The sequence below is a fragment of the Microbulbifer maximicatervae (SeqCode) genome, assembly GCF_052468295.1.
In genome coordinates, this window is record NZ_CP174340.1 from 3,865,480 (window position 1) to 3,889,933 (window position 24,454).

Sequence of the window (24,454 nt, forward strand, 5' to 3'; positions counted from 1 at the left end):
GTGACTGCTCTACCCCAGACCTATTTATTGCTACCTTTTAGAAGCGGTAGCCCAGACCAGCCATGTAAACCAGCGGATCAATATCCACATTGGCAGTCACTTCACCCAGGCCAGGTACTTTGACTTTGGCGTCGGTCTCGATGTCCATCCAGAACACAGACATATTGAACAGCCAGCGTTGATCGGCACCGAAGGTAAAATCGATACCGGCTTCTGCTGCCAGGCCAAATGAATTGTCCAGGGACAGTTCTGCATCACCGGTGGCGCCAAGGCCTTCGAAAGCGCTATCGGCGGTGCTGCTGATTTCTTCATCAAAGAAAGCGGTGTAGTTCACACCCAGGCCAACATACGGCTGAATGTTGGACTGTGGCTCCATCGGATACCATTGAACCAACAGAGTCGGCGGCAAGTGCTTGGTTTCCCCCAGGTTGAAACTGCCCAGGCCCTCGCCAACAACTTCGATATCGTGGCTAAACGGCGTTGCGGCAACCAGTTCCAAACCCCAATGATCGCGGAACATGTAGACGCCGGTCAGGCCCAGTGCGGAACCGTTATCCACATCAACACCAGTTTGGTCGATGCCGGTTCCATTCAAGGAAAGTACGCTGGAATTAGCATCGGGTGCTACAGTGGCCATGCCACCGCGCAGAATTAAACTGCCTTGTTCATAGGCCAGTGCGGGTGCAGAAAGTACGGCGGTCAAAGCGGCTGTCGCACAAGCAGTTATACGATTCATTAACTTCTCCATAAAGCGATTAGGCATTTTTCCCGACTCAGGAAGGGCCCCCCTCCAGGCACAATCACAAGTCGCGGACAGGTTACTCGCTGGCTGCCTGAGGCTGCTTGATCCAAATCAAGCTGCCGAATTACCTGGAAAAAAATCCATTGGAATGTGCAGCAGCAAGATAATTGCGCTGTTTAAGGGAGACCCGTTTCCGGGAAGGGGCGGGGAAGATAGCGGCTCAGAAAGTCCGAGGGAACCGAGCACTCAATGGTATTTGATACGATCTTGCCAAATTGAGAACTACCGCAAATTTTTTCTTTAGGTGACAAGGTTGAGGGCAAGCAAACCAGGCCAAAACTGCACCACTGCCGACATTGCCAGACTGTGGTGCAAGGCCTTTAAACAGGCGCTAAGTAAGGCTACCCGCCGGGCGCCGGAACATATTCTGAATACTGGAGAAATCCAGTTGCTGGTTTTCCTCACTGGCGCCATGCAGTTGGAAAAGATTTTTCGCCAGGGCTCCCATCGGAGTAGAGGATGCACTGGTTGAGGCGGCATCCATAGCCAGTCCCAGGTCCTTGAGCATCAATGCCACACTGAAACCGCCGGCATAGCCCTTTGCCGAAGGCACGCTCTCCATAGTGCCCGGGTAGGGATTGTAGTTAGCCAGGGACCAATTATTACCCGAACTTTCCCGCATAATATCGCTCAGTACCTTGGCATCCAGCCCCTTATCCACCCCCAGCTGTAAAGCTTCTGCGGTACCGGTCATATGGATCGCGAGCAACAGATTGTTGCAAATCTTTGCCACTTGCCCAGCACCGGCAGCACCGGCGAGAAATATCTTGCTGCCCATCACCTGCAGCGGGGCCCGCGCAGCATCGAATGCCGCTTCATCCCCGCCGCACATAAAGCAAAGCGTCCCCGCCTGTGCCGCAGCTGTACCTCCAGATACCGGGGCATCTATCGCTCTCAACCCATGCTCCCCGGCAGCCTGGCTGACCAGGCAGGCATCCTCTGCAGAGATAGTCGAACAGTCGATAATCAGGGTATCGGCCGGGAGTTGCTGCAACAACCCAGCCTCTCCCAGGTAGAGCCCTTTCACCGCGTCGCCACTGGGCAACATGGAAATTACGATATCCGCGCCCTCAACAGCCTGCTGGGCACTGTCACAGGGCAGGCAGCCATCTCGCTGTGCCTGTTCCAGAGCAACAGGGCTCAAATCAAATGCCGCTACGGTATAGCCGGCCTTCGCCAAGTTGGCAGCCATGGGGCCACCCATATTACCCAAACCAAAAAAGGCTATCTTTTCCATAAAAGCCACTCCCTATTTTGTTGTTGGTATCCCTGGCGATTAACAGCCCGGGACGCTCGGTAAATACGATATCTACAGGTCGGCCAGCGGGTGCTCACCAGCCCAGGGGCCTACAAAACAACTTTCCACCTGTGCAGGTGTAACCTGTTCCAAGCTGTCAGGTTGCCACTTGGGTTCGCGGTCTTTATCAATCAACAGCGCGCGCACCCCTTCCTTGAAGTGGCCACTGGCACAGAGGTTTACCGCGAGTGCCAACTCCATGCGGTAGATATCCGCCAGGGACAGGTGTCGAGCCCGCTGTAATTGCTCCCACACAATCCAGGGTGTCAGCGGAGAGCCACCTGCCAAAGTGGCAGCTGCCCGCTGCAACCACTTATCCACACCCTGGTATGCACTGATGGCGGCACAAACCTCTGGCAAGGTGGCAAAATCGGTAAGCTGCTGGATTTGGTCATAATGCTCACGCAGAGCAGACTCAGGCCGCTCCAGAAGGGGCAGCTCCTGGGATTTAAGGCAATTGCTAATTAACTGGTGATTGGCTTCCAGGTTTTCACCAAAACTGAGCTCCGCTAACGCAGACAAGACTGATTCCCGCTGGCCCTGACCGATTATGCGGTCCGCCATACCGGCAAACAGGGCATCGGCGCCATTAAACTGCGCACCGGTCAGCCCCAGGAAAAGTCCAAGGCGCCCGGGCATACGATTCAGGAACCAGCTGCCCCCCACATCTGGAAACAAACCAATCGTAATCTCCGGCATTGCCATACGCGTGGTTTCGGTGACAATCCGGTGGCTGGCTCCCGCCATAATGCCGATACCGCCCCCCATCACGAAACCACCGCCCCACACCACGACGGGCTTGGCGTAAGTGTGAATCTGGTAGTCCAGGCGATATTCGCGGGAGAAGAAGTCGGTGGTGAAGCCGTAGTCCGGTGTCTCACCATAGGCGGCGGACTCCCGATACAGCGCCACCACATCGCCGCCAGCGCACAGCGCCTTGTCGCCACTGCCATCGATCCAGACTGCCGCCACTTCGGTATCTTCAGCCCAGCGGTCTAGCTGGGCCGACAACAGGTCGATCATGGGTGAATTTAAGGCATTGAGAGCCTTGGGGAGGTTTAGTGTCGCGATCGCCAGGGCGCCGCGCCGGGAAAACAACACCGGGGAATCCTGATCCATTTTTATTCGTCTTATAGCTCTTGTACTAGATAGTGTCGCAGTTAAACACAGATCACATTTGACGTCAGCCACACGCGAGTACAGCGGGCTACCTAAGAGATGCCCGGTTGCACTTTTTACGCAAACTGATAAGTTGCGCGCAAAATCTGACCGATTCCAACACCCATTACGGAACCCCAAATGGCCGAATACGTATACACCATGAACCGGGTGGGCAAAGTAGTGCCCCCCAAGCGCGAGATCCTCAAGGACATCTCCCTCTCCTTCTTCCCCGGCGCCAAGATCGGCGTACTCGGTCTAAACGGCGCAGGTAAATCCACCCTGCTGCGCATCATGGCCGGGGTCGACCAGGACTTTAACGGCGAAGCCCGCGCAATGCCCGGCATCAAGGTCGGCTACCTGCCCCAGGAACCGCAACTCGATGCCAGCAAGACCGTGCGCGGCAACGTAGAGGACGGTGTACGCGAAGCCATCGACGCCCTTGCCGGCCTGGAACAGGTCTACGCCGATTACGCCGAGCCCGACGCGGACTTCGATGCCCTGGCCAAGAAACAGCAACAGTTCGAGGACATTATCCAGGCCTGGGACGCCCACAACCTGGAGCACCGCCTGGAAGTTGCCGCAGACGCACTGCGCCTGCCCCCCTGGGATGCGGACGTCAACAATCTGTCCGGCGGTGAAAAGCGCCGTGTGGCCCTTTGCCGCCTGCTGCTGTCCCGCCCGGATATGCTGCTTCTCGACGAACCCACCAACCACCTGGATGCGGAATCCGTATTCTGGCTGGAGCGCTTCCTGCACGATTTCACCGGCACTGTGGTTGCCATCACCCACGATCGCTACTTCCTCGACAATGTTGCCGGCTGGATTCTGGAACTGGACCGCGGCCACGGCATCCCCTGGGAAGGCAACTACACCACTTGGCTGGAACAGAAAGAAAAGCGCCTGGAGCAAGAACAGCGCGGCGAACAGGCCCGCGCCAAAGCCATGCAGAAGGAACTTGAGTGGGCCCGCCAAAATCCCAAGGGCCGCCAGTCCAAAAACAAGGCCCGTCTGTCCCGCCTGGAAGAAATGCAGTCCCAGGACTTCCAGGCCCGCAACGAGACCAACGAAATCTACATTCCGCCCGGCGAGCGTCTCGGCGACAATGTGATTGAGTTTAAAGATGTGAGCAAAGGCTTCGGCGAGCGCCTGCTGATCGACAGCCTGTCTTTCCGCGTGCCCAAGGGCGCAATTGTAGGTATCGTCGGCGGTAACGGTGCCGGTAAGTCCACCCTGTTCCGTATGATCAGCGGCACCGAGCAGCCGGACTCCGGCGAGATCAAGATGGGTGAAACCGTTAAGGTCGCCTACGTTGAACAGGGCCGTGAAAATCTGGATGACAGCAAGACCGTATGGGAAGCCATCTCAGACGGCCACGATATGCTCAAGATCAACAACTACGAAGTGGGCTCGCGCAACTATGTTGGCCGCTTTAACTTCAAGGGCAGTGACCAGCAGAAGCGCGTAGGCGAACTCTCCGGCGGTGAACGCGGGCGCCTGCACCTGGCCTATACCCTCAAGCAGGGCGCCAACGTACTGCTGCTGGACGAACCCTCCAACGATCTGGATATCGAAACCCTGCGCGCCCTGGAAGAAGCCCTGCTCAACTTCCCCGGCTGTGCCCTGGTAATCTCGCACGATCGCTGGTTCCTGGACCGCGTTGCCACCCATATCCTCGCCTATGAGGGTGAGAGTGAAGCGGTATTCTTCGAGGGTAACTACACCGAGTACCACGAGGACTTTGTGCAGCGCAAAGGTGAGGATGCAACACCCCATCGGATGCATTATAAAAAACTAAAGACTTAACTTTGACAATAAAAAAGCCCGCGTTATGCGGGCTTTTTTATTAGATTCGAGGTACATAATACCTCTCCTTCCATAGGTTACTTAAGTAAAATCCTCAAAAATAAACTTAGCGCTCTAGGGGTGGGCAATCACCATCAGGGTATCTGCATTTTTCTGCACACAGGCTACCGCCAACTGCAGGTTCTCTGGATCGAGTGCCGCAAAACTCTCATCCAACACCACTAACTCAGCATTTTGTAAAAGCGCACGGGCGATAAATAAACGGCTCATCTCGCCATGAGACAACCTCCATCCCATCTCGCCAACCGTTTGTAAAATCCCCGCCGGCATTTTTTTCAATAGCGGGGTCAGCCCCAGCTCATCACAAATTGCATAAGCCTTGCGCAGGCTCTCCTGGCGAGGTGGCCACTGGTCTCCCATTAATAAATTAAAAAGAAATGAATCTCCCAGCACATGATTTTCATGAAACTGGGGAGCTGATGCGACCATCCTGCGCCAAGGCTCAGCACCAATACTCGCCCGGTCGTAGCCATTAAGTAGTAATAAACCTTCATCCGGCCGCTGAATACCGGTAAGAATATTCGCTAAAGTAGATTTACCTGAACCAGAAGCGCCCTGTAGTAAAAGCCGATCGCCAGGATAAATACTGAGATTGCAACCCGCCAACACCGCTTGATCTTTTCCTTTGTAAGTAAAGCCGATATCGCGTAAATAACACAGTGGTTGCGAGGAACTTTGCTGGCCCGACGGCGTAACCATTGCCGACCCCACGCTTCCCTTTACAATGCGCTCTTCCAAGAAAAATAATTCACGTACTTTTTCCCAGGAAATTGCTGCATTCAAAGCACTGGTAAAGCCACTCATACACTTCAAGACCGCGCGATACCCCAACAACATGCCTCCAAAGGCAATCGCGAGCTGGGTACTACTAATACTGTTAGCGATAAATATTGGAGCCAACCCCACTACCCCAAGAAGTAACCAGAGGCGCGGCAAAAAAGCCTGCAAACGCGCCATGGTGTTATCCATGTGAGAGGAAATTTCCAGGTAGTTATTTAACTCACTGTCTTCGCCCCGGTGCCAGTCGCCAGGTGCCTGCTGCGCGAGGCGGGTGCGGTGGCCGATCATTTTCTCAATCAAACGGTGGGTCATTGAAAGGCGCTGTGACGTCCACTCTTTGCGGCCGTAGTACTGTGCCCGCCCCAGGAAAAACGCAACCGCTAAAAATAGGGGCAAAATTGCTGCGTAGATAAGGCCACTAGCTCCCATCAGTAAAATTGAGGCTGCAATTAACAGTTCTACAGCGCCGAGCAACAATAAAAAGGCACCCTGTAATGCACTGGCTTCTATATTCTCCGCATCATAAACCCTACCCAATACCTGACCCGACCCCATATAGCGAATACGACTGGGAATAACTCGCAGCGCGCTGGCAAGCAGTCTCTGCTTCAGGAGTGCACCGGTCTCAACAGAGAGCACACCTCGCATTCGGGCTGTGAGCAAGGATAGGGGAACCTGAGTCACCAATAGCAGTACCCAGGCAGATAGCCAGCCGGTATCAATATGGCCCTCGAGCACAGCCCTACCTATTACCCACCAACTACATAGAAAAATAGTCATCTGGGTACTGTGACAGGCAAGCATGGCGGCAAAGCGCCAATACAACCCGCGCTGGCGAAGCTGTAAGCGGAAAGACCGGTGAGAGGGTTGACGCAACAGCCAGAAATCATCCAGGCGTACGCCCGCAAGATTTTCCCGCAGCAGAGCAGCCATGGCTTTCTTGCGGCGACGCCCTTTAATGCATGCACTATCCAACAGTTGCTCGATTCGTTCTCGCTGAGGCCCTTCAAGCTCGCGAGCCAGCTGCTGAATAACCAGCTCTAGGCAAACTTTCTCCACATTCAGTGCCGGTGTGAGCAGCTGTAACTTATGCCCCCTGCCACCACACAGTGCGATAAAATACTCCCCCTCGGGAAAGCGAACCCGCAACAGTGCCGGGGCGGCTCCCAACAGCATGGTTTCCATTTCTGGATAGCTACAACTCACCTGCTCCACTTGCAAGTCCAAAGCTTCGGCACCTGCCTGTAACCTCGCATTCAACTCCAGGGTGCTTCCCAGGGATTTGTGCTCCGCTACCTCTGGCTCCAAGCCGCTGTATTTTGCTAACGCTTGTAAGGCGGCCTCCAGCTGTGACACTGGCCAGCAATAGGGCATTAATTCTTTACTGCTCACTGGCAACCTCCGTAAACCGGGAGGCCGGTGTCGCCCCAGGGACTCCTTGCATTTCTGTCAATTGACCGCTGGCCATACGCAAGTGACGCCAACTGCTGCTTTGCCAACACTCTTGCCAGAGACTGCTTTCAGCTGCCAGTAGATGTGCATAGCGCGTGTCGCCCTGGGCTTGAAGCTCACTGGGCTTGCCATCTTCAATAATGCAACCCTCGTCCACGACCAAAACACGAGAAAAGTCCCGGGTTTCGCTGATATCGTGGGTAATACAGATCAGGGTAACCCCCTGCCAAACCTCCCGCACCCGGCTCATCAAGCGCTGCCGCTGTTGGCGATCAAGACCCCGGAACGGTTCATCCAGAATCACACAAGCAGTTTCCTCACGGCCAAGTGCGCGCCCCAGACGTACGCGCTGCCCTTCACCACCACTGACTAGGGCACCACTTTCGCCTAGCGGGCTTTGCAGCCCCTCCGGTAACGCTGCTACCAGCTTGAGTAAATCCGCTTGCTGTAAAATGGGGTAAAGGGGAGCTCCCGTCTTATTGCCGTAACTCAAGTTCTCCAGAAGGCTGCTATTCCATAGCTGAATTGCGGGATCAACCCAGGCACAGTGAAGGCGAAAACGATGCAGTAATTCTCCCTTCAATTCTCCACCGTTGAGCATTACACGGCCACTGGCGGGCTTGTGCCACCCCAGCAATAACCCAGCAAGGCTCGATTTTCCAGCGCCGGATGCTCCGACCACAGCAATTTGCTCACCGGGGCTGATTTCCAGATTTACCCTGTCGAGAATAGTGCAACCGCTGGCATTAACGGTGACATTCTCAAACTTAATTCCCACCGGTTTTGCCGGGGAAAATGCCACACTATCAGCGGAATTTTTGTCTGTATCAGTTTCAGTGACTGCTTGCAGCGGTTCGAGGGCTCTCAGTAAAAAATTCCGTTGCCGTGGATAACTTCGCATCAGCCCCGCAATTTCTTCACCCAGCGGCGGCAGTGCCAACACCCAATAAATCAATAAAAGCAGATCGGGACTTGCCCCTCGTGCATTAATACAATAAATCACCAATACACTACTGAGGGTACAATTAATCAACAGCTGTACCGCCTGGCTGTTGAGCTGAAAACTCAGTGATGAGTATCCAGCCCTTATCCATTCAGTGAGCAGGTTTTCATGCTCACGCCGTACAGACTCACCGGCGCCGTGCGTACGGATTGGAATAACTCCCAGCAGCGCATCCATATAGAAGCGAGCCAAGGCTCCCGCGTGAGTTTGCACTCTCATACTGTAATCAGTTAGTACTGGGTGAAACATCAAAGGTACAGCAACTTGCAATACCGACATGATTAGCACCAAAGGAGCAGCAACAGGCGCAAGCCAGATTATTCCCAGTGCAGTAGCGAGCAGGGAGAAAATCTTAAAAATGATACTCGTTCCAAGAATAGGCAAACCTCGAAAGGCGGCAATACGATGTGAGCGCTCGGCTGTGTCAGAGGTCGGACGGCTCTGAAAGAAGTGATCGGGTACTTGGGGCAGCACCGCTAAAAAACGCATGCGAAATCGATTTTCTAAACGCCGCCCTACCACCATTTGGATTTTTGCTGCAGGAAACTGCAATAGCAGTAATGTGATCATAAAGACCAGTAGCAATGCAATCGTGCCTGCACGCTGTATCTCTGTCGCTAACTCACTGTGAATATCAATCAGGCCACGGAAAAGCAAGGCTTCGAACATCAGCCCCAATACCGCTCCGAGCATAGCAATAAATATAGTGAGTGGCGCAATCATTCCATCTTCACGCATCAACCCCCAGAGTTGCTTGAGAGGTTGAACCTGTGGCTCTCGCAAAGCCCTCGATAGCGCTTCCGATTTCGGTTTAACTTCACTGACATCGCGAACCCCTTTAACACTCACGATGACCGCACCACTAAATGCCAGCTGCTCTGGCGACAGTTCAATTGTCTCTGCCGGCTCACTTCCACGGGGACGGGACGGCCTAGCGCACCAGTAACTCTCTGGCACTAGAGAAAATGCTTGGCTGGTATCTGTAGAAAACTCAACAAACAGCCGCTGCAACATACCACTGACTTCAGTTCCTCGCTTTATCGCCCCGGACGTAACTAATGAGGTGAGCATTCGAACGGATGCATCGAGAAATGCCAGCGACAGCCAACTCTTATCTTTTAGCCCTTTGTCACAGAGCGTGGTGGCCACAGTATCGCCAACCTTTAAGTGTGCAATACGCTCTTTAAGCGGGGCAATAAAGTCATCACCACCTGCCCAGCTTCTCCAGCCCTGAGGAGACACCCGTAGGATGTGGACATGCAACTCATCCAAAAAACGACGTGCGCTAGGCCAACGCCTACCACTGGCGGGATCCATCACCTGCACAATTCCGCGATGATTTTTCCAGGCCACGACAAAATGAGTGTTACCGTTTGGTAGCCGTACCACAACCAATCCTGGCAAGTAGTCGGTGGAGCTCAATAAGAGATGATCCACGGGAACCACCATCTGGGCAGCTTCTAGCCCAAGCTCTACCGCAATCTTTTCCAGGGTATTTATCGAGGTTCCATCTACATCAGTCTGGCAGGCATCGCGCAAATGGCCGTAGTGTGTATTTACACCAAAACCTTCGAGCAAACACTTCAGGGAAGCCGGACCACAGTCCATATTAGAGGTCTGAACTACCTCTGGAACTAACCAGCGTCTTTTGCTTTCCACTGTTACGCTCCCTCTTCCACGGTCTCTGCGGGAGCTTTGGCCGAGAGTATCTCACCTGTCCTTTGTAGAAGCAGTTGGTATGGTGTTTTCTTGCCTGTGGCAATTTCTACCCTGGCCGGTAAATCATGCAGTAATGGGAGATGGGGCGGTGCTTCACCTTGTAAGGATAGCTGTACAAGAACTTTGCCTTGCTGGACGGCACTAGCGACCCGTTCTACTCGGGCCTCCAATTGCCCATAACGGGCCCAGGAAAATCCATCCAGTTTTACTTGGGCCTTCTGCCCAGGCTGAATATGCCCCAAAGCTAATGCGGGTGGGAAAAATGCCTGTATAGAAATAACACCTTCTGCTTGAATCGTTGCAACTTGCTGCCCGGCAACCAACACTTCGCCTTCCCGTATTTTTGCCAGCGAAGCCAACACCCCGGTAATTGGGGCACGCAGGTTCTGTTCGCTCACAGCAAGGTGGCTTTGCTGAATACGGGTATCAACTTCCGCAATCTTTCCATCAATACCTTGATGCCGCTGCTTTAAAGCGCTCACTTCAAGTTGATATTCACTTATTAGCTGTGCTCGACGATCCTCCAAAGCGCGAATATCCGCCTGCACTTTCAGGGTTGCCATCGCCATTTGTTGGTACGTCCGTTTTGCGGCAAGGTAATCCAACTCTGAACTCTGCTGTTTTTGTAACAGCCGTTCATAACGATCGGCAACATCCGCTTGAATTTTCTGATTACTGACTTGAAGGTGGTACTGTTGCTCCAACAACTTCAATTGATCACTGAGAGCCTTCTCATCTTCACCAAATTTTTTATCCAGCAGCTCTCGTTCCCTTTGAACTGATTCAAGTTGATCGCGCAAGCTGCCAGATATCTTGCTGTCTCCCTGTAGGCTCAAATCAAGTACGGACGTATCAAGACGAATGAGTACATCGTCCTGCTCTAAACTATCACCAAGCTCTGCCTCAATTTGAACAACACGTCCAACGCGCTGGGTACTTACATGAACAGTATTGTGCTCCTGCTCCAACCTAGCGTCTTCACTCACGCTATATGTTGTAATTTCTACTGTAAAAAACCATATAGCCCAAACGACCAGAAGCAGGACACCGAGAGTAGTAGCTACAACCAAGGCACGGATAGAATCTGAAATAATAGCGCGGGTAGTGTTAAAAAAAGGCGTTGACAATATGAGAAACCTATAAATGGTTATCGCATTGAACAGGAGTAAAATTTAACTCTATTCATTCGATTTTTTTGTATTTCTCTTCTGAAAATACAGGACATACAAATTTAGATTTCTCAGGTAATGGAGTCAATTAGAATCTACACCTACCTGACTCTAACATAGTGGTTCATAACTCCCACCTAAACTTAGGTTATGATTCATATGGTGATTTTTAACCCCATCACCAGAGCAGTCCAGATGAAGTCTTTCGACCAAAAATCATTGACAAGTAAATAGCAATCTATACTTGAGGCGCGTCTTTACTTTATTAATTCATATCCACCCAACACTGTAAGTAAGCGCAAACTAACTATACGCGTAGTGATTAGCTCATTGATAGTTATTCCCGCCACTAAAACCTTGATACAAAGCAAAGTATTTGTCGGGAAATAAGAATTTCACATTTTTTACATATTTAAGCTAAGCAGTCACCATACTATATAAACATGGGCTAACTTTTTGATAAAAAAACCCAAGAATGAAGCACAAGAGTTAAAATTAACAATGTAAATTCAGCTTACTATAAATACACACTCAAGACCTACTTAATACTTTATATTACTTCCAAAATGTCAAAAACAACACACATGATAGAGCTCAATCCCAAAAGGTGGCGCAAAAATCTTTACTAGAAATTTCTATAGAAGAGCAGCAAGCCGGGTCAATGTAAATCCACGGACGGCACTATCAAAAACCCGAAAGAAAAACCACTCATAACTTTTATTCTACAACAAAAACTTATCACTACCACCTTAAACTACACCATTAAAATGGATTAAGGGAGTTATCTGATTGAATAAATCTCCAACAAAACTACCACTTACGAGTTAAGTAATGCACCTATACTTCGGAGATTCTACTAGCAGCAAGCTTCTTTATCGAATTGAAACTTGGCTTCTCCGACCTATTTTTTAACAGGAACTATTATTGAGATTTATTCTCAATAAATTATTAGTGAAGTCAAAGTCGATAAAGGCAGGCTTCAATTATGAGTCAAACATCAACAATCATATTGAAATATAAGCTTTATCATCAAAAAATTATTACAACCTTTCACTGTCAGACGAAATCTGAAAAGTATAGGGGAGCAAACTCAATTAGATTGATTCTAGTATTTAAAAAATTACCAAATAGAGATTTTTCTATAGCAAAAATAAAGAGGCACCAATCGACATCATTTTCCGACTGGCGCCTGCAACCCCAAACTATCCTATAGAAAGAAGTCCACGTGATAAGAGTCATGTAGGAATAATGGAAATTCATCAATGAACTCTTGCAAAAATAGATGCGTCAAACAAACAGAATGAGTAACAACTATCCAAATATAATGGAATAAAATCGACTGGTAGTCAGGGTTGCCCCCAAGGAAAGCAATGCCTAAAGTGCAAGTACAAAAACCTACAAGATTATTTGAGGTTTTTCAACAAAAAAATATTGAAATTATCCTCAAATCTATTGAGATCAATCTGCACAAAAAACACTCTAAACAACCTAACTTTGGGGGTTAAGAAAAAGATTACTTAATCTTCATCCCATGGCAGCTCTACTTGTGCCTCAGGCCCAGCTTTAATATCAGTTTCAGTGTACATAGCGCACCTTCCTTTCAGTTAGTTCGTATAGTTTGCCAGATAGAAACCTCTATCCAGCAAACTAAAGCTTAACTCGATTATGCCCCAACATGCCAATATTGACTGGTAATTATGGGTGAGTGATCACAACAAAAATCTTTGTCTACCGCTAGAAACACCCACATACATGCATTAAACCTCTGAACTGAGCGAAAACTATCTTAGCCCAGTAGGCTCATCACTTCAGGACTATCTATCCTAACTACAGCCTACTAGTTCTCTTGTAATGTAATATTCATCCTACACCGATCGACATTTGTAAAATACTTATCGATATTTTTAACTGAATTGATGAAACCTCAACTAACTTAATGCTACTCATAAACTCTTAGTGCGATTTTCATTAAGCCAACCCTTAATAAAATCAAGTTAGACTGAATTTTCACACCACTAACGAAACTATCGTACCAGTTCGTCCAGGGTAAACCGAGCCTAAATACCCTAAGAATATTCAGAGTTCTTACTAACGTGATTTAACTTCCACAGCCCCCGCGAAAAGACAAAATATTAGGATCAAAAATTAACAAGCTAAGCAAAAAAAAGTTAAAAACTCGGCCAGATTAAAACAATAAATATTGACACGACCTTAGTATAACCAAGCCCACTCTCAACATTGGATTAATGAGATATTGCCAATCTCACTGCAGGAAATTCAATCCATTCAAATTATGGCTATTTATAAACTTCTGTGCCTCTAGCCTCAACTACATGTGCTCGCCAACCCACCCTTAGTTGGTACTAATGTTTTATTATGTAAAATATACCCACGTGGACTTACCGCCCCTACAACTATCTATAAAGAAGCACTATTCAAATTTTATTGACCTATACCGCAAAGCTAAACCTCCAGAAAAATAATGCTTCCGATACTAAAGATGAATATCTAGATAAATCAGTTGGCTTCCCACCGGAAGAGAACATTAGTAGCTTGACATCATATTTAACTATATTACCCCCCCCAATGAAGCCAACTCACTCGATAAAAATTTACATCCCCTATCATCGCCAAATAATCATTAGAATCAAAAAATTTACCCGCCAATTTTATTTTTCCTTTTTGCCTATCCAATATAAAGATCCAACTACTTGGACAATTCCCTTCTAACACATAAAGACAGTTAATCAGCTTGACCCAAACCTTCAAACTCAGAAAATAGGTACTATTAATTACAAAAAGTTATAATCACGCAGGACAACCTTAAAAAAAACACAATCTTCTGCTATTATCTTTGCACAGTTCAACATATGACAACCTAAGGGATATTTAAGACCCCTCTTACACACCAGCCCCTTTACAAAGTAATCTGAAGACTATTGATATAGCTATTAACGTTTCCAATAGGAATTTCCTTATGGTTAGTTGCAAGATTTTTTTGAGTTCACTAAAGCTAGCTCCGGATTCAGCCTCTAAGCTATTCCAAGATCTAATCATTAAGGAGTTAGATACAGAAGAAGACCCTAATGTAGAAATCATTAACACCCTCCAAATAACACCAGGCGAGTGCCATATTGAAGTATCCTGTTTAAAGAAACCAGATCGAACGCACCAAAAACTTCAAGCTTTGGCCATTCAACTTGACGAAAGCGCAAGACAATATTTTCAGATTGAAGACCCTATCCGGGTAAGAGTTATTCAGATCGAAGAAGATTCAGTATATGGGGTCAATTAGCCTTCCATTTAATAGGAATCGTTAGCTCAAGTTACCTCTACTGTTATATTTATTAAAGTTAAGGCCGCCACAATGGCGGCCCATTAAAGTTGAAATCAAAAACGTACGCTGGCGCCTAGCCTAAAATATCTGGGCGTTTGATAGTATTGGTTCAACCCCCAGTCAGGGTCAGATAACCCGGGGCTAATCTCTGCAAATTCGTCAACTTCTGTTTCAGCGTCTGCATTTAATAAATTAAAGACATCAGCCCTTAACTCGACATCAGCCAAACCAATTTCAGTGTTATAAATTAACGATAAGTCAATCTGATTCACCCAGCTCGTCCGGCCACGACTACCGCGCTCAGTTCGCACTAAATTACCATCTGGATCAGTCAAATAGTAGGTATCGCCATAGTAGGGAGTGCCATCTGGGTGCCCTTTGCCAAAGGAGTTTATCGGTCTTCCTGATTGCAAAAGGAAATTGGCGCCTAATAGTAAGTTTTCCATTATCTGATAGCTTCCATATATCTTAAACTTATGGGTGCGATCATTAGGGAGAAAGCCATTGGCACCGTCCATAATTTCAGGGAAATCAAAGTCTTGAGTAATCCCCGCATCATCCTGACCATTATCAGATTTAACGTACCCCTCTGTATTACCTTTACTTTCAGACCACACGTAACTGGCTGTTAGACCCCAAACGCCGTCAAAGGCTTTATCAACGGAAAACTCTAGCTCTTTGTAGGTTCGTTTAGCTTCTGGATACCCGAGCAATTCAGCAGAGAAAGTTGTCATCTCCAACTCACCGGTACCATACCTATCATAAGGAATTGTTACATCACTTCCAGGGTTAGCGAGAACATAACCATGAGCATCCCCAGTATGAGCATAGCCTAATGCGTCAACCGCATGGTTTATACTGATATCGTCAATATGAGACTTTAGATCACGATAGGTAGCTTTAACACCCACACTCCAACTTTCATTGAGAACCTTTTCATAGCCCAGAATATATTCATCCTGATACATAGCCTTTAAATCCCGATCAGATAATTGTCGGCTATCGGGAACTTCTCCGCTAGAGTTAATCTGAACAGGACCTATTTCTTCAGTTGTAGGTATCCCTTCTGCATCAATATCTGTGGGGACATAAGTTACTGGATCATAGCTTCCATTAAAAATGAAGTAACGCTCCAAGCCCAATTCTCCTCCAGATAAACGCACGTTAGTATTAGCAGCAACAGGCATATGGTACCTACCCCAGTTACCAAAAATGCGCGTCTCTCCATCGCCACTAGGATCCCAAGAAAAACTGAGACGAGGAGCCCATTGATCATCAATTTCTATAAATACATCACCCTCACCATTGTAATTGGAGAAAATCTCACTCCTAAGCCCAGCACTGACGGTTAAGTTATCAGTGATATCCCACGTATCCTCGATATAAAAAGCCTCAGACTCAACTTTAAAGGATCCTGAAACATCGCTTACTCGATACCGCACCAAGTGAACCGTGCTACCATCGCCATTCACATCGGGAACAATACCTCCATTAGAAAGCTTGGAGTCAGGAAGGGCAGATATATAGCGGTAATAGACCCCTTTTCCATCCCTTAATCCGGTGCCCGCATAGGTCTCAGCAGAAGAGGAAGAATTATCTTCACGATCATATCCGAAGCGGACAGTATGATCTCCAAGTACCCACTCAAAATCTATTCGACTTGCCTCGCGCTCATCACCACCGGTTTGAATTCTGGAGTTTGTATTACAGCCTGGATAATAAGACGAATTTCCTGGTAGCGCCCCATCACTAGCATCAATAATAAAAGGGCATTCAACATCGGTGGTTCCAATTGTTGTTAACTCATATTCGTTTTGTCCATATAACAAAGACATACTAAAATTATCAGTTAGTTGACCATCGTAGCGCAACAACCAGTTCTCTCCTCCTCGATAATCACTGATCGTGCCTTTATAATCAAGCTTGTCCATGTTGTAGTAGTCATAGTTTGACTGTTTATTTTCTCGGATGCGCTCATCGGAAAAATGAACATAACTTAAGATGTGATCATCGGTCACATTCCAAGTTAAGTTAACTCCCCAAAAGTCATCAGCCACTTCCCTATTATTAAAGGTATCTGGAGCCTGGAGAGTGTTATATTCTTCAACAGTTTCCTGTTGCTCATAGAGCGCATAGAAAAATAATTTGTCCGGCACAATAGGACCACTTATATAATAGTCCGTAGTATATCTAGACTGTTCATTCTCCGAATTGAGATCATAGAGCGTTCCATCTGTGGATAATGTATCCGGGCTTGTTTCTCTTAATGATCCAGGCTCAAAGTAAGTAACTACACCATATTTAAAATCATTGGTTCCACGCTTTGTAACAGCATTTAAAACGCCACCTAAAGACCGTCCAAACTCTGCACTATATCCACCAGTTTTAATTTGAAACTGATCATAAAACTCAAAGGGTACAGAAGAACCACCTAAGCCATTGCGAAAATTGGTAACATTCAAGCCATCAATATAGTAAGCATTTTCACCGACAGAGGCTCCGCCAAATGATATAAGATCTTTATCCTCTCTGAATGTGTTATCCCCCAATACAGTTCCCGGAGCAAGCAAGGCAACAGATTCTATATTTCTTCCTACAGGCAACATCTCAATATCCTCTAAACTGATATTGAGAGCAGATTCAGCTGTTCCTGTACGTATTTGTGGTAAGGCCTCAGCTACAACCAAAACCTCTTCCATATCGCCTTGGCTCAAAGGGATACTTAATTTACCTGTGCTACCGATAGACACTAGTACTGATTCGATTACTGCCGGTTGGTACCCTGACTTCTGCGCGGTTATTTTATAAACTCCACTGGGTAACTTGACCTTGAAATCCCCATCGTCACCAGTTGATATAGTCCTTTTGAAGCCATTTTCTTCATTTTCAATATGAATAGTTACGTTAGGAATCTCACTACCATCTGCTCCAATAAGCCTTCCATCAATTCCCCCGTTTACATTTCCAGCCGCAAGCACATTAGTGCTAGCTACTGACAAGCCAATGGCACTGACCAATACTGCCCTTTTAAATAAATTCATAAACCTATCCTTTTGCTTATAGAAATATTTATAGATTTTTTTAGATTAAAAAGCTGTGTTAATTTTTAATCCATCCTCCATGAGCTAATTGCGAACACCCAAGACCTCCACTTAAATCAACTAGAATACATACACGCCCCCAGAAAAATAAAACTGGCACAAGTATGTTATTTAATTGAATACCCGTCCTAAACAAGAATCTTTAAATGAAGAACCCCATATTAAACACCCACTACTTTTTAAAACAACCTTAAAAGTTCATATTATCAACATATAAATCTAGAGATAGTGACAAACATAAACATGAGTGCAAAAATAACTGCCAGTTGCCGGAGAAAATTATATTTTTGCAGTTAAATCGTTATATTCAAATAAAATTAAAAAATATAACCCTATAAGAATTTTAAATGCCCTTTAAGACATATAGAACAAAGGTGAATAACGATGCAGTTTAATGCATCTATGAGCGTAAACCCCACTTATAAGTGGGGTTTCAAAAGGTCAGATACCATTGGAATGAGGAAGAGAAAATAGCCAAATAAAGGTTTCCTATTTTCTTCAATGGGGGAAATTTACTTACGCAAAAACTCCAACATCCATCTGGCAACAGCATTCTCATGGATGTCGTTTTTCAATGACTCCTGCCCTTTATCAACCACAGCTTCACCAAAAGCCTGCCGTCGAAGCTCCATTAAGCTATTCGAGTAGGGCTTAGTAAATTCCGGATGCGCCTGGAAGCTAAGCATATGATCATCTACCTGCACCATTGCCATGGGGCAGAACTCACTGGAAGCCAGTACTCGCCCACCAAGCGGCAGCTGATCCACCTGATCCTGATGCGTTACTAAGAGACTAAAGTTGGGGGCGGGTTCAGACATCCAATTAGGCGTCTCCTGCATTTCGTAGGTATGCACCCCCAGCCCCCAGCCCTTATCTGACTTACGCGCCCGGCCACCCAGTGCCTGGGCAATTAACTGGTGACCAAAGCAAATACCAATGGTCGGCTTTTTCTCGCCATGTAACTTGCGTACAAAATCCATCAAAGGCGCAATCCAGGGTTTGTCGTCATAAACGCCTGTCTTGCTACCGGTAATTAGGTAAGCATCTACTTCATCTATATGGTCGGGATACTGGCCGTGCTGGACTTCGTAGGTGTTAAACTCCAAATTGGAGTCCTGGTCGCGCAGCAAGTCGGCAAACATCTCCGGGTACTCCCCAAATTCGCCAACAAGCTCTTTGCGCACATCATCGGTTTTTAAAATTCCAATCTTCATTATTTTCACCGCTGAATTGACTACATAGTATTGGGATTATGGCATATCCAGTCATCAGAGACCGCTATCAGAAAGATTTACCCTGATATGACAAGCGCCATAACAGCACATCTTTCATCATAGATCTTTTACCTATCCGGGTCGCCTGATAGCTCTTTGGCCCACTGCCTAGGAGCAACATTTCTCTCTGGGCATTCTTAGCTGAAGTAGTTTTGTGTATGATCTCGGCTTTAGCACATTTTTCAGCCAACCCTTCGGCTACAAGGCGGCCCAGAGGCAATTAGGGTCGCTTGCAGTAACGACTGAGGACCAACAATGACCACAACAACCTCCCCGAGTGATCGGCAGGACAGTCCCCCAGGGCGCAAGACAGCCTTTATCCGCTTCCTAGATGCAGTGGAATGGCTCGGCAACCTTCTCCCCCACCCAATAACACTGTTCGCGCTATTCGCCGTTAGCGTGATAGTCATTAGTGGTATCGCTTCTTACTTTGGCCTGTCTGTCCCCGACCCCCGCCCGGTTGGGGCTGCTGGCCGAGCGCCAGATGGTGTCATTGAGGTCTTTAACCTTATGAGTGGCGATGGACTCAGGATGATCGTTACCAGTCTGGTTAAGAATTTCACCGGATTTGCTCCGCTGGGGACAGTTTTGGTGGCCCTATTGGGGGTTGCGATTGCCGAGCACTCCGGCCTGTTAAGTGCCGCTGTTCGCGGTCTGGTACTCCAGGCCTCCAAACGCACAGTCACTGTCATAGTGGTTTTTGCCGGCATCATCTCTAATACCGCCTCTGAATTGGGCTACGTGGTACTGATCCCATTAGCCGCAATGATTTTCCACTCTCTCGGTCGACACCCTATCGCTGGCCTGGCCGCCGCGTTTGCCGGTGTCTCTGGCGGCTACAGTGCTAACTTGCTGCTGGGAACGGTGGACCCGCTGCTATCGGGGATCACAGAATCAGCAGCCCATATGATCGACCCGAGCTACTCCGTGGGCCCGGAAGTAAACTGGTTCTTTATGATTGTCAGTACCTTCCTGATCACCGGAGTTGGTAGCTGGGTGACCATGAAGATCGTAGAACCCAAGCTGGGTAAATATGATCCCAGTGAAGCATCTGTCGACCTGACTCAAGACAAAGTTGGCACCCTGACCGACGCCGAGAAGCGCGGCCTTAAGTACGCAGGTTTGGCTGTTTTGGGCGTATCTGCAGTACTCGCTTTGACGGTGGTGCCTGAGTGGGGTGTTTTACGTAATCCCGAGACAGGCTTGGTCGCGGGCTCTCCGTTCCTTAAAGGTATCGTCTCACTGATCCTGGTGTTCTTCGCTATCCCGGGATTTGTTTACGGTAAGGTTGTCGGCACCATGAAAAATGACCGAGATGTCATTGATGCCATGGCCAAGAGCATGAACAGTATGGGGATGTACATTGTCCTGGTGTTCTTTGCTGCACAGTTTGTCGCCTTCTTTAAGATCACCAACCTGGGCACCATTTTTGCCGTTTTAGGTGCTGATGCGCTACAAAGCATCGGCCTCACTGGGCCACTACTGTTCCTGTTCTTCATCATGATGTGTGGCTTTGTGAACTTAATGCTGGGCAGTGCCTCTGCTCAGTGGGCGGTGACAGCTCCCATCTTTGTACCCATGCTGATGCTGCTGGGCTACGCCCCCGAAGTAATCCAGGCGGCCTACCGTATCGGTGACTCTGTGACCAACGTTATCACGCCGATGATGAGTTACTTTGGCCTGATCATTACTTTTGCTGCTCGCTATAAGAAAGACTTGGGCATGGGTACATTGATCGCCACCATGATTCCCTATTCCATCTTCTTCTTTATCGGATGGACAGCCCTGTTCTTCATCTGGGTTTTTGCCCTGGGACTGCCCGTCGGCCCCGGTGCTGCCACTTACTATGGTGGCTAATCCACTGATTAATCAGTAATCCTAGAGCCCGCTTATGCGGGCTTTTTTGTCTCCCCAAGATGACCGTACATTTGAACTGGTCATTTATATCCGCTGGTAACTACCCAAAAAGTGTTAAAGCGTTCCTGAAATCACCAGTCATTCAAGATAGCTTTAGGCAGGGGTAAAAAAGTGGATAAATTAAGAAAAAATTATTATTCCCAGATATGGAGTCACCATAAAACAAAAAATTTTTTTTGCTGTCATAAGGGAATAAAGTTTCAATGTATTAACTTTAATTGGTATTTTTTTTCATTAGGTGACATTTTGATTATAAGCAAAAGCCAAAAGCCCTTCGAATCCACAAAAAAAAACAAGTAATATAGGCCTTGAAATAATACTTAGCGGAGACTGATAGGCGGATTACGCCAGTTTCGGCTGCCTTGTTTTAATCTCATATATTATTTTCTCAGGATGAGTCGTGTGCACTTTGTGGTAGTTAGTGCAGTAACAGTTATCCATAGCGCACAATACATATCAGGAATTCGAAATAAAACAGGCATTCGCCAATATGACGGTTTTGCAAATCTGTCAGACAATGCCCAGGAATGTGTAATCCTGGAATTTGCATTTATTTGTAGATTCCTAAAATTATCGGGCGCGCCTATCAGTTGAATATTTCCGCTCAAATAGAAGTTGCGACCCGGCACGCCTAATAATTAAATCAGGCTGGGTTCTTGGAAGGATTTGGAAGAAATTGACCCAACAAATAAGAGCTAAGCTGTTAACCGGCTTTTATGACCAAGTATCCCAGCTAAACGGCTGCCCGGAAACACTGCTTAATAGCGCCGGTATTAACCCCGAGCAAGTTGAAAAACTCGAGGGGTATCTCCCGTTGAGTAAAGTGACTGACCTTGTTGAAAAGGCCGCACGACAACTCAATTGCGCGGATTTCGGACTGAGACTGGCAAAAAGCCAGGGGGCTGCCGCCCTCAGTTCTCTTGGAGCAGCAGTACTGCAGTCGTTGACCCTCGGGGAATTCCTCAATGCTGCCGTAAAGCAATTCGCCGCCCCTCCTTATAACCTGCGAGTTGAATTGGAAGTTAAAGGGCTCCAAACGTTTATAACTTTTCATTGTTTAAATGATTTAGAAAGTTATATACCTTCGGACTCTCCATTACCTCTCGAGCTATTCCGGGAATTTCTCCTTGGGGTTTCTGTTGTCGCACTACAAATATTATGTGGTGAAAAGTTCAATCTGGAGGCGGTTCATTTAAAGTCCAAACAGCCGCTCCACGACCAATATGAAAACTTTTTTGGTACAAATGTACAGTTTTCACAAAATAGCGACACCTTGATTCTAAGTAGCGGCCAGTTGGCCCAACCGACCGAGAAGTGCAACCCGGTTTTAAGGCCTCTATTAAAGTCTTATATCGACAAAGTACTGGAACAAGGTGAATCAAACCTGATTCACCAGGTAGAACAGCTGATCTATTGCCTGATGCCGCTAAAGCGCTGCAGTCTGCAGGAAGTCGCCAATCAGCTAGGCATGCACAAGCGCACACTGCAGCGCAGGTTGCGAGATCGGGAATTGGTGTTTGAGGATATTCTCGACCGTATTCGCCGCGAACGCGCAGAGCATTACCTCAGTAGAAAGTTGCCACCTATGGCCCAGATTTCCAATATGCTGGGGTATCGGGAGCAGAGCTCATTTAACCGGGCCTGCGACCGCTGGTTTGGTACCACTCCAATGAAAGTTCGTCGCAGGTTGTTGAGTGAAGCTGCGGCGAAAGCTGCACTGGAAACTGAAAGTTAAAGCCCCTTCAGAAAAATACAGAATCAGTCGTGACACAAGCCAGATTTTAGCTTGTGTCACGACTGATTAAATACCCAGCCTTTCCTGCTTACTCATCCCCTAATTCCCACCTCCACCACTAATCAATTAGAGCCTGTCAGATCTCTGGATCATTAGTCGTAAAGTGAGCTCTCCGGCCCCACACTTCTTTACAAGTTATCCACATTACTTACTCATTCCTCGACTATTTTCGATGGCAGTCCCAGGGCGGTACCGAGAAGCCAGCCCTTCGCTGAGCGGTAATCGCCATTTCCCGAGTCTATAGTTTCGGGCGACAGCAATAACCTCTGTCAAAACCCAATGAGCAAAGTTGAGGCTCCAGGGACTCCCCTCAAAGTGCCTACGACAGGAGAACACGATGAAAAAAATATTTATCCCAGTAGCAGCCCTCTTACTGGCCACAAATGTATCTGCACAGCCGCGCCAGCCTCCGCAGGAAGCGATTGATGCCTGCAGCAGCTTGGCTGAAGGAGACGCCTGCACTGTCGAGACACCCAGAGGCACATTGGAGGGCACCTGCCGTATGCCCCCGCAGATTGAGCAGTTGGTCTGTGTACCTGCCGGCGGCAAGGGCAAAGGCGGCCCTCGCCCCATGGAAGATGAAGAACAGTAACTCCCAATAAATCGCAACTGGCCAGCGGTACTGTAAATCTTGAGATGTCATTATGAAGAAGTGGTTATTTGTGGGGCTTTGCAGTATTGCGCCTCTCTCGCTGGCTCACGTACCCGATAGCGCCCTGGAGGCTTGTCGAAACCTGTCCAGTGGCGCCAGCTGCTCAATGGAACTGCCCAATGGCCGAGTCAGTGGTCGCTGCCGCAACCACCCCCAATCACATGGCCTAGCTTGTGTTCCCGAGCGCAAACCGACTGCGCGCTCTGCAGGAGGGGGCGTCACTGGTGCACGCCACACCGCTCACAAACACACAGTGGTGCAATCCGACGGTCTGCAGCACACTGTTCCTGCTACCGAAGCGCCGATTACCTTTAGTAAAGTGAGTATCAGTATCCAGGGACCCTGGCGCGTTATTGAGGCCAATGGTATTTCCGAGCACAAGACTGGTACCTTCCCCAATCGCGGCAATCCCCATGAAGTCGAGGTGCAGCGCTACCGTTTCCGAGTTCCGGCTATCCCCCAAATTGCCGCTCAACCTACACCGGTTCCGTTGCAGAATTTTGGTATCGGACTGAACGGAGTGCCTTTCGACCCCAGCGCTGCGGAATGGTACCTGGGCAATCGGGGACGCTGGCGCTACGAAGCCCTATCCGGTGCGATTCAGCTAGGTGTAGACGATAACTACGCCCATGTTCAGCCCAATGGTGCCTATCACTATCACGGAATTCCCACCGGTTTATTACAGCGCCTGGGGGTATCTAAGGAAAGGCATTCGCCACTGATTGGCTGGGCTGCCGATGGATTCCCCATTTATGCCCTGTACGCCTATGCCGATGGTTGGGAACCGAAATCCGGAATTGCGGCAGTGACTTCAAGCTATCAGGTGAAACCCGGGAAACGCCCCAAGGGCAGTAAAGAACCCGGTGGCTACTACGATGGTACCTTTGTGGATGATTACCACTATGTGGCTGGCTCCGGCACATTGGATGAGTGCAACGGCAGAATGGTTCGCACCCCGGAATTCCCCAAGGGCACCTATGCCTATTTTCTAACAGAGGACTGGCCCATTATCCCGCGCTGCTACAAGGGCACCCCGTCAGAGGATTTTCGTCGGGGCCCCGGTAACAATCAGCGCAAGGGTGCAACTAGGCGCCCCTAGCGCAGGAGGCTCTGAAAGCTCACTTCCCCAGAG

14 protein-coding genes are annotated in these 24,454 nt (G+C 48.2%); 6 read left to right on the top strand and 8 right to left on the bottom strand.

Translation table 11 applies throughout. From position 1 onward, the window contains the following. Window positions 1–37: 37 nt before the first annotated feature. The 3 genes from ACJJIQ_RS17235 to ACJJIQ_RS17245 form a co-directional block, all read right to left on the bottom strand. On the bottom strand, window positions 38–736 hold the full coding sequence (locus ACJJIQ_RS17235; RefSeq protein ID WP_444896042.1) for an OmpW/AlkL family protein: 699 nt from the start codon (window positions 734–736) through the stop codon (window positions 38–40). A 397-nt stretch (window positions 737–1,133) separates the two neighbouring features. Beyond that, complete coding sequence (mmsB, locus tag ACJJIQ_RS17240) at window positions 1,134–2,039, bottom strand: 3-hydroxyisobutyrate dehydrogenase (RefSeq protein WP_444907210.1); 906 nt, start codon at window positions 2,037–2,039, stop codon at window positions 1,134–1,136. A 72-nt stretch (window positions 2,040–2,111) separates the two neighbouring features. After that, window positions 2,112–3,218: an enoyl-CoA hydratase/isomerase family protein gene (locus tag ACJJIQ_RS17245; RefSeq protein ID WP_445362542.1), complete on the bottom strand. Its 1,107-nt coding sequence runs from the start codon at window positions 3,216–3,218 to the stop codon at window positions 2,112–2,114. A 180-nt stretch (window positions 3,219–3,398) separates the two neighbouring features. Here ACJJIQ_RS17245 and ettA point away from each other — a divergent pair, with 180 nt between their 5' ends. After that, window positions 3,399–5,063, top strand: a complete 1,665-nt coding sequence (ettA, locus tag ACJJIQ_RS17250) for an energy-dependent translational throttle protein EttA (protein ID WP_444925971.1) — start codon at window positions 3,399–3,401, stop codon at window positions 5,061–5,063. A gap of 114 nt (window positions 5,064–5,177) precedes the next feature. On the opposite strand, the gene ACJJIQ_RS17255 is transcribed toward ettA, so the two are convergent. The 3 genes from ACJJIQ_RS17255 to ACJJIQ_RS17265 are packed head-to-tail and all read right to left on the bottom strand — an operon-like array spanning window position 5,178 to window position 11,063. After that, window positions 5,178–7,295 carry an ATP-binding cassette domain-containing protein gene (locus ACJJIQ_RS17255; RefSeq protein ID WP_445362543.1) on the bottom strand — a complete coding sequence of 706 codons (2,118 nt, stop codon included), beginning with the start codon at window positions 7,293–7,295 and terminating at the stop codon, window positions 5,178–5,180. Beyond that, complete coding sequence (locus tag ACJJIQ_RS17260; RefSeq protein ID WP_445362544.1) at window positions 7,285–10,017, bottom strand: cysteine peptidase family C39 domain-containing protein; 2,733 nt, start codon at window positions 10,015–10,017, stop codon at window positions 7,285–7,287. Before ACJJIQ_RS17260 ends, ACJJIQ_RS17255 begins: the two co-directional genes overlap by 11 nt. Before the next feature lie 2 nt (window positions 10,018–10,019). Beyond that, window positions 10,020–11,063, bottom strand: coding sequence for an HlyD family secretion protein (locus ACJJIQ_RS17265; protein WP_445362545.1), 1,044 nt, complete (start codon window positions 11,061–11,063; stop codon window positions 10,020–10,022). A gap of 3,160 nt (window positions 11,064–14,223) precedes the next feature. Here ACJJIQ_RS17265 and ACJJIQ_RS17270 point away from each other — a divergent pair. Continuing rightward, a complete protein-coding gene (locus ACJJIQ_RS17270; RefSeq protein WP_444896036.1) occupies window positions 14,224–14,541 on the top strand; it encodes a hypothetical protein in 318 nt (105 codons plus the stop codon). A gap of 95 nt (window positions 14,542–14,636) precedes the next feature. On the opposite strand, the gene ACJJIQ_RS17275 is transcribed toward ACJJIQ_RS17270, so the two are convergent. Both ACJJIQ_RS17275 and ACJJIQ_RS17280 read right to left on the bottom strand, forming a co-directional pair. Beyond that, window positions 14,637–17,624 (bottom strand): TonB-dependent receptor, encoded by a 2,988-nt coding sequence (locus tag ACJJIQ_RS17275; RefSeq protein ID WP_445362546.1) that lies wholly within the window; start codon window positions 17,622–17,624, stop codon window positions 14,637–14,639. Between the two features lie 572 nt (window positions 17,625–18,196). Continuing rightward, on the bottom strand, window positions 18,197–18,898 hold the full coding sequence (locus ACJJIQ_RS17280; RefSeq protein WP_445362547.1) for a glutamine amidotransferase-related protein: 702 nt from the start codon (window positions 18,896–18,898) through the stop codon (window positions 18,197–18,199). A gap of 315 nt (window positions 18,899–19,213) precedes the next feature. On the opposite strand from ACJJIQ_RS17280, the gene ACJJIQ_RS17285 reads away from it, so the two are divergent. The 4 genes from ACJJIQ_RS17285 to ACJJIQ_RS17300 all read left to right on the top strand — a co-directional run bounded on the left by ACJJIQ_RS17285 (window position 19,214) and on the right by ACJJIQ_RS17300 (window position 24,421). After that, window positions 19,214–20,815 carry an AbgT family transporter gene (locus ACJJIQ_RS17285; RefSeq protein WP_445362548.1) on the top strand — a complete coding sequence of 534 codons (1,602 nt, stop codon included), beginning with the start codon at window positions 19,214–19,216 and terminating at the stop codon, window positions 20,813–20,815. A 736-nt stretch (window positions 20,816–21,551) separates the two neighbouring features. Then, entirely contained in the window at window positions 21,552–22,610 is a 1,059-nt protein-coding gene (locus tag ACJJIQ_RS17290; protein ID WP_413663407.1) for an AraC family transcriptional regulator, read from the top strand. 397 nt (window positions 22,611–23,007) lie between these two features. Beyond that, entirely contained in the window at window positions 23,008–23,262 is a 255-nt protein-coding gene (locus ACJJIQ_RS17295) for a hypothetical protein (RefSeq protein WP_413663408.1), read from the top strand. Window positions 23,263–23,314: 52 nt separating this feature from the next. Continuing rightward, window positions 23,315–24,421, top strand: coding sequence for a YHYH protein (locus ACJJIQ_RS17300; RefSeq protein ID WP_445362549.1), 1,107 nt, complete (start codon window positions 23,315–23,317; stop codon window positions 24,419–24,421). Window positions 24,422–24,454: the final 33 nt, after the last annotated feature.

What these genes read in the sequence shown, in the direction of transcription:
- ACJJIQ_RS17245 (WP_445362542.1), bottom strand. Translation starts at nt 3,218, where the DNA reads ATGGATCAGGATTCCCCGGTGTTGTTTTCCCGGCGCGGCGCCCTGGCG.
- ACJJIQ_RS17270 (WP_444896036.1), top strand. Translation starts at nt 14,224, where the DNA reads ATGGTTAGTTGCAAGATTTTTTTGAGTTCACTAAAGCTAGCTCCGGAT.
- ACJJIQ_RS17275 (WP_445362546.1), bottom strand. Translation starts at nt 17,624, where the DNA reads ATGAATTTATTTAAAAGGGCAGTATTGGTCAGTGCCATTGGCTTGTCA.
- ACJJIQ_RS17280 (WP_445362547.1), bottom strand. Translation starts at nt 18,898, where the DNA reads ATGAAGATTGGAATTTTAAAAACCGATGATGTGCGCAAAGAGCTTGTT.
- mmsB (WP_444907210.1), bottom strand. Translation starts at nt 2,039, where the DNA reads ATGGAAAAGATAGCCTTTTTTGGTTTGGGTAATATGGGTGGCCCCATG.
- ACJJIQ_RS17285 (WP_445362548.1), top strand. Translation starts at nt 19,214, where the DNA reads ATGACCACAACAACCTCCCCGAGTGATCGGCAGGACAGTCCCCCAGGG.
- ACJJIQ_RS17295 (WP_413663408.1), top strand. Translation starts at nt 23,008, where the DNA reads ATGAAAAAAATATTTATCCCAGTAGCAGCCCTCTTACTGGCCACAAAT.
- ettA (WP_444925971.1), top strand. Translation starts at nt 3,399, where the DNA reads ATGGCCGAATACGTATACACCATGAACCGGGTGGGCAAAGTAGTGCCC.
- ACJJIQ_RS17300 (WP_445362549.1), top strand. Translation starts at nt 23,315, where the DNA reads ATGAAGAAGTGGTTATTTGTGGGGCTTTGCAGTATTGCGCCTCTCTCG.
- ACJJIQ_RS17235 (WP_444896042.1), bottom strand. Translation starts at nt 736, where the DNA reads ATGAATCGTATAACTGCTTGTGCGACAGCCGCTTTGACCGCCGTACTT.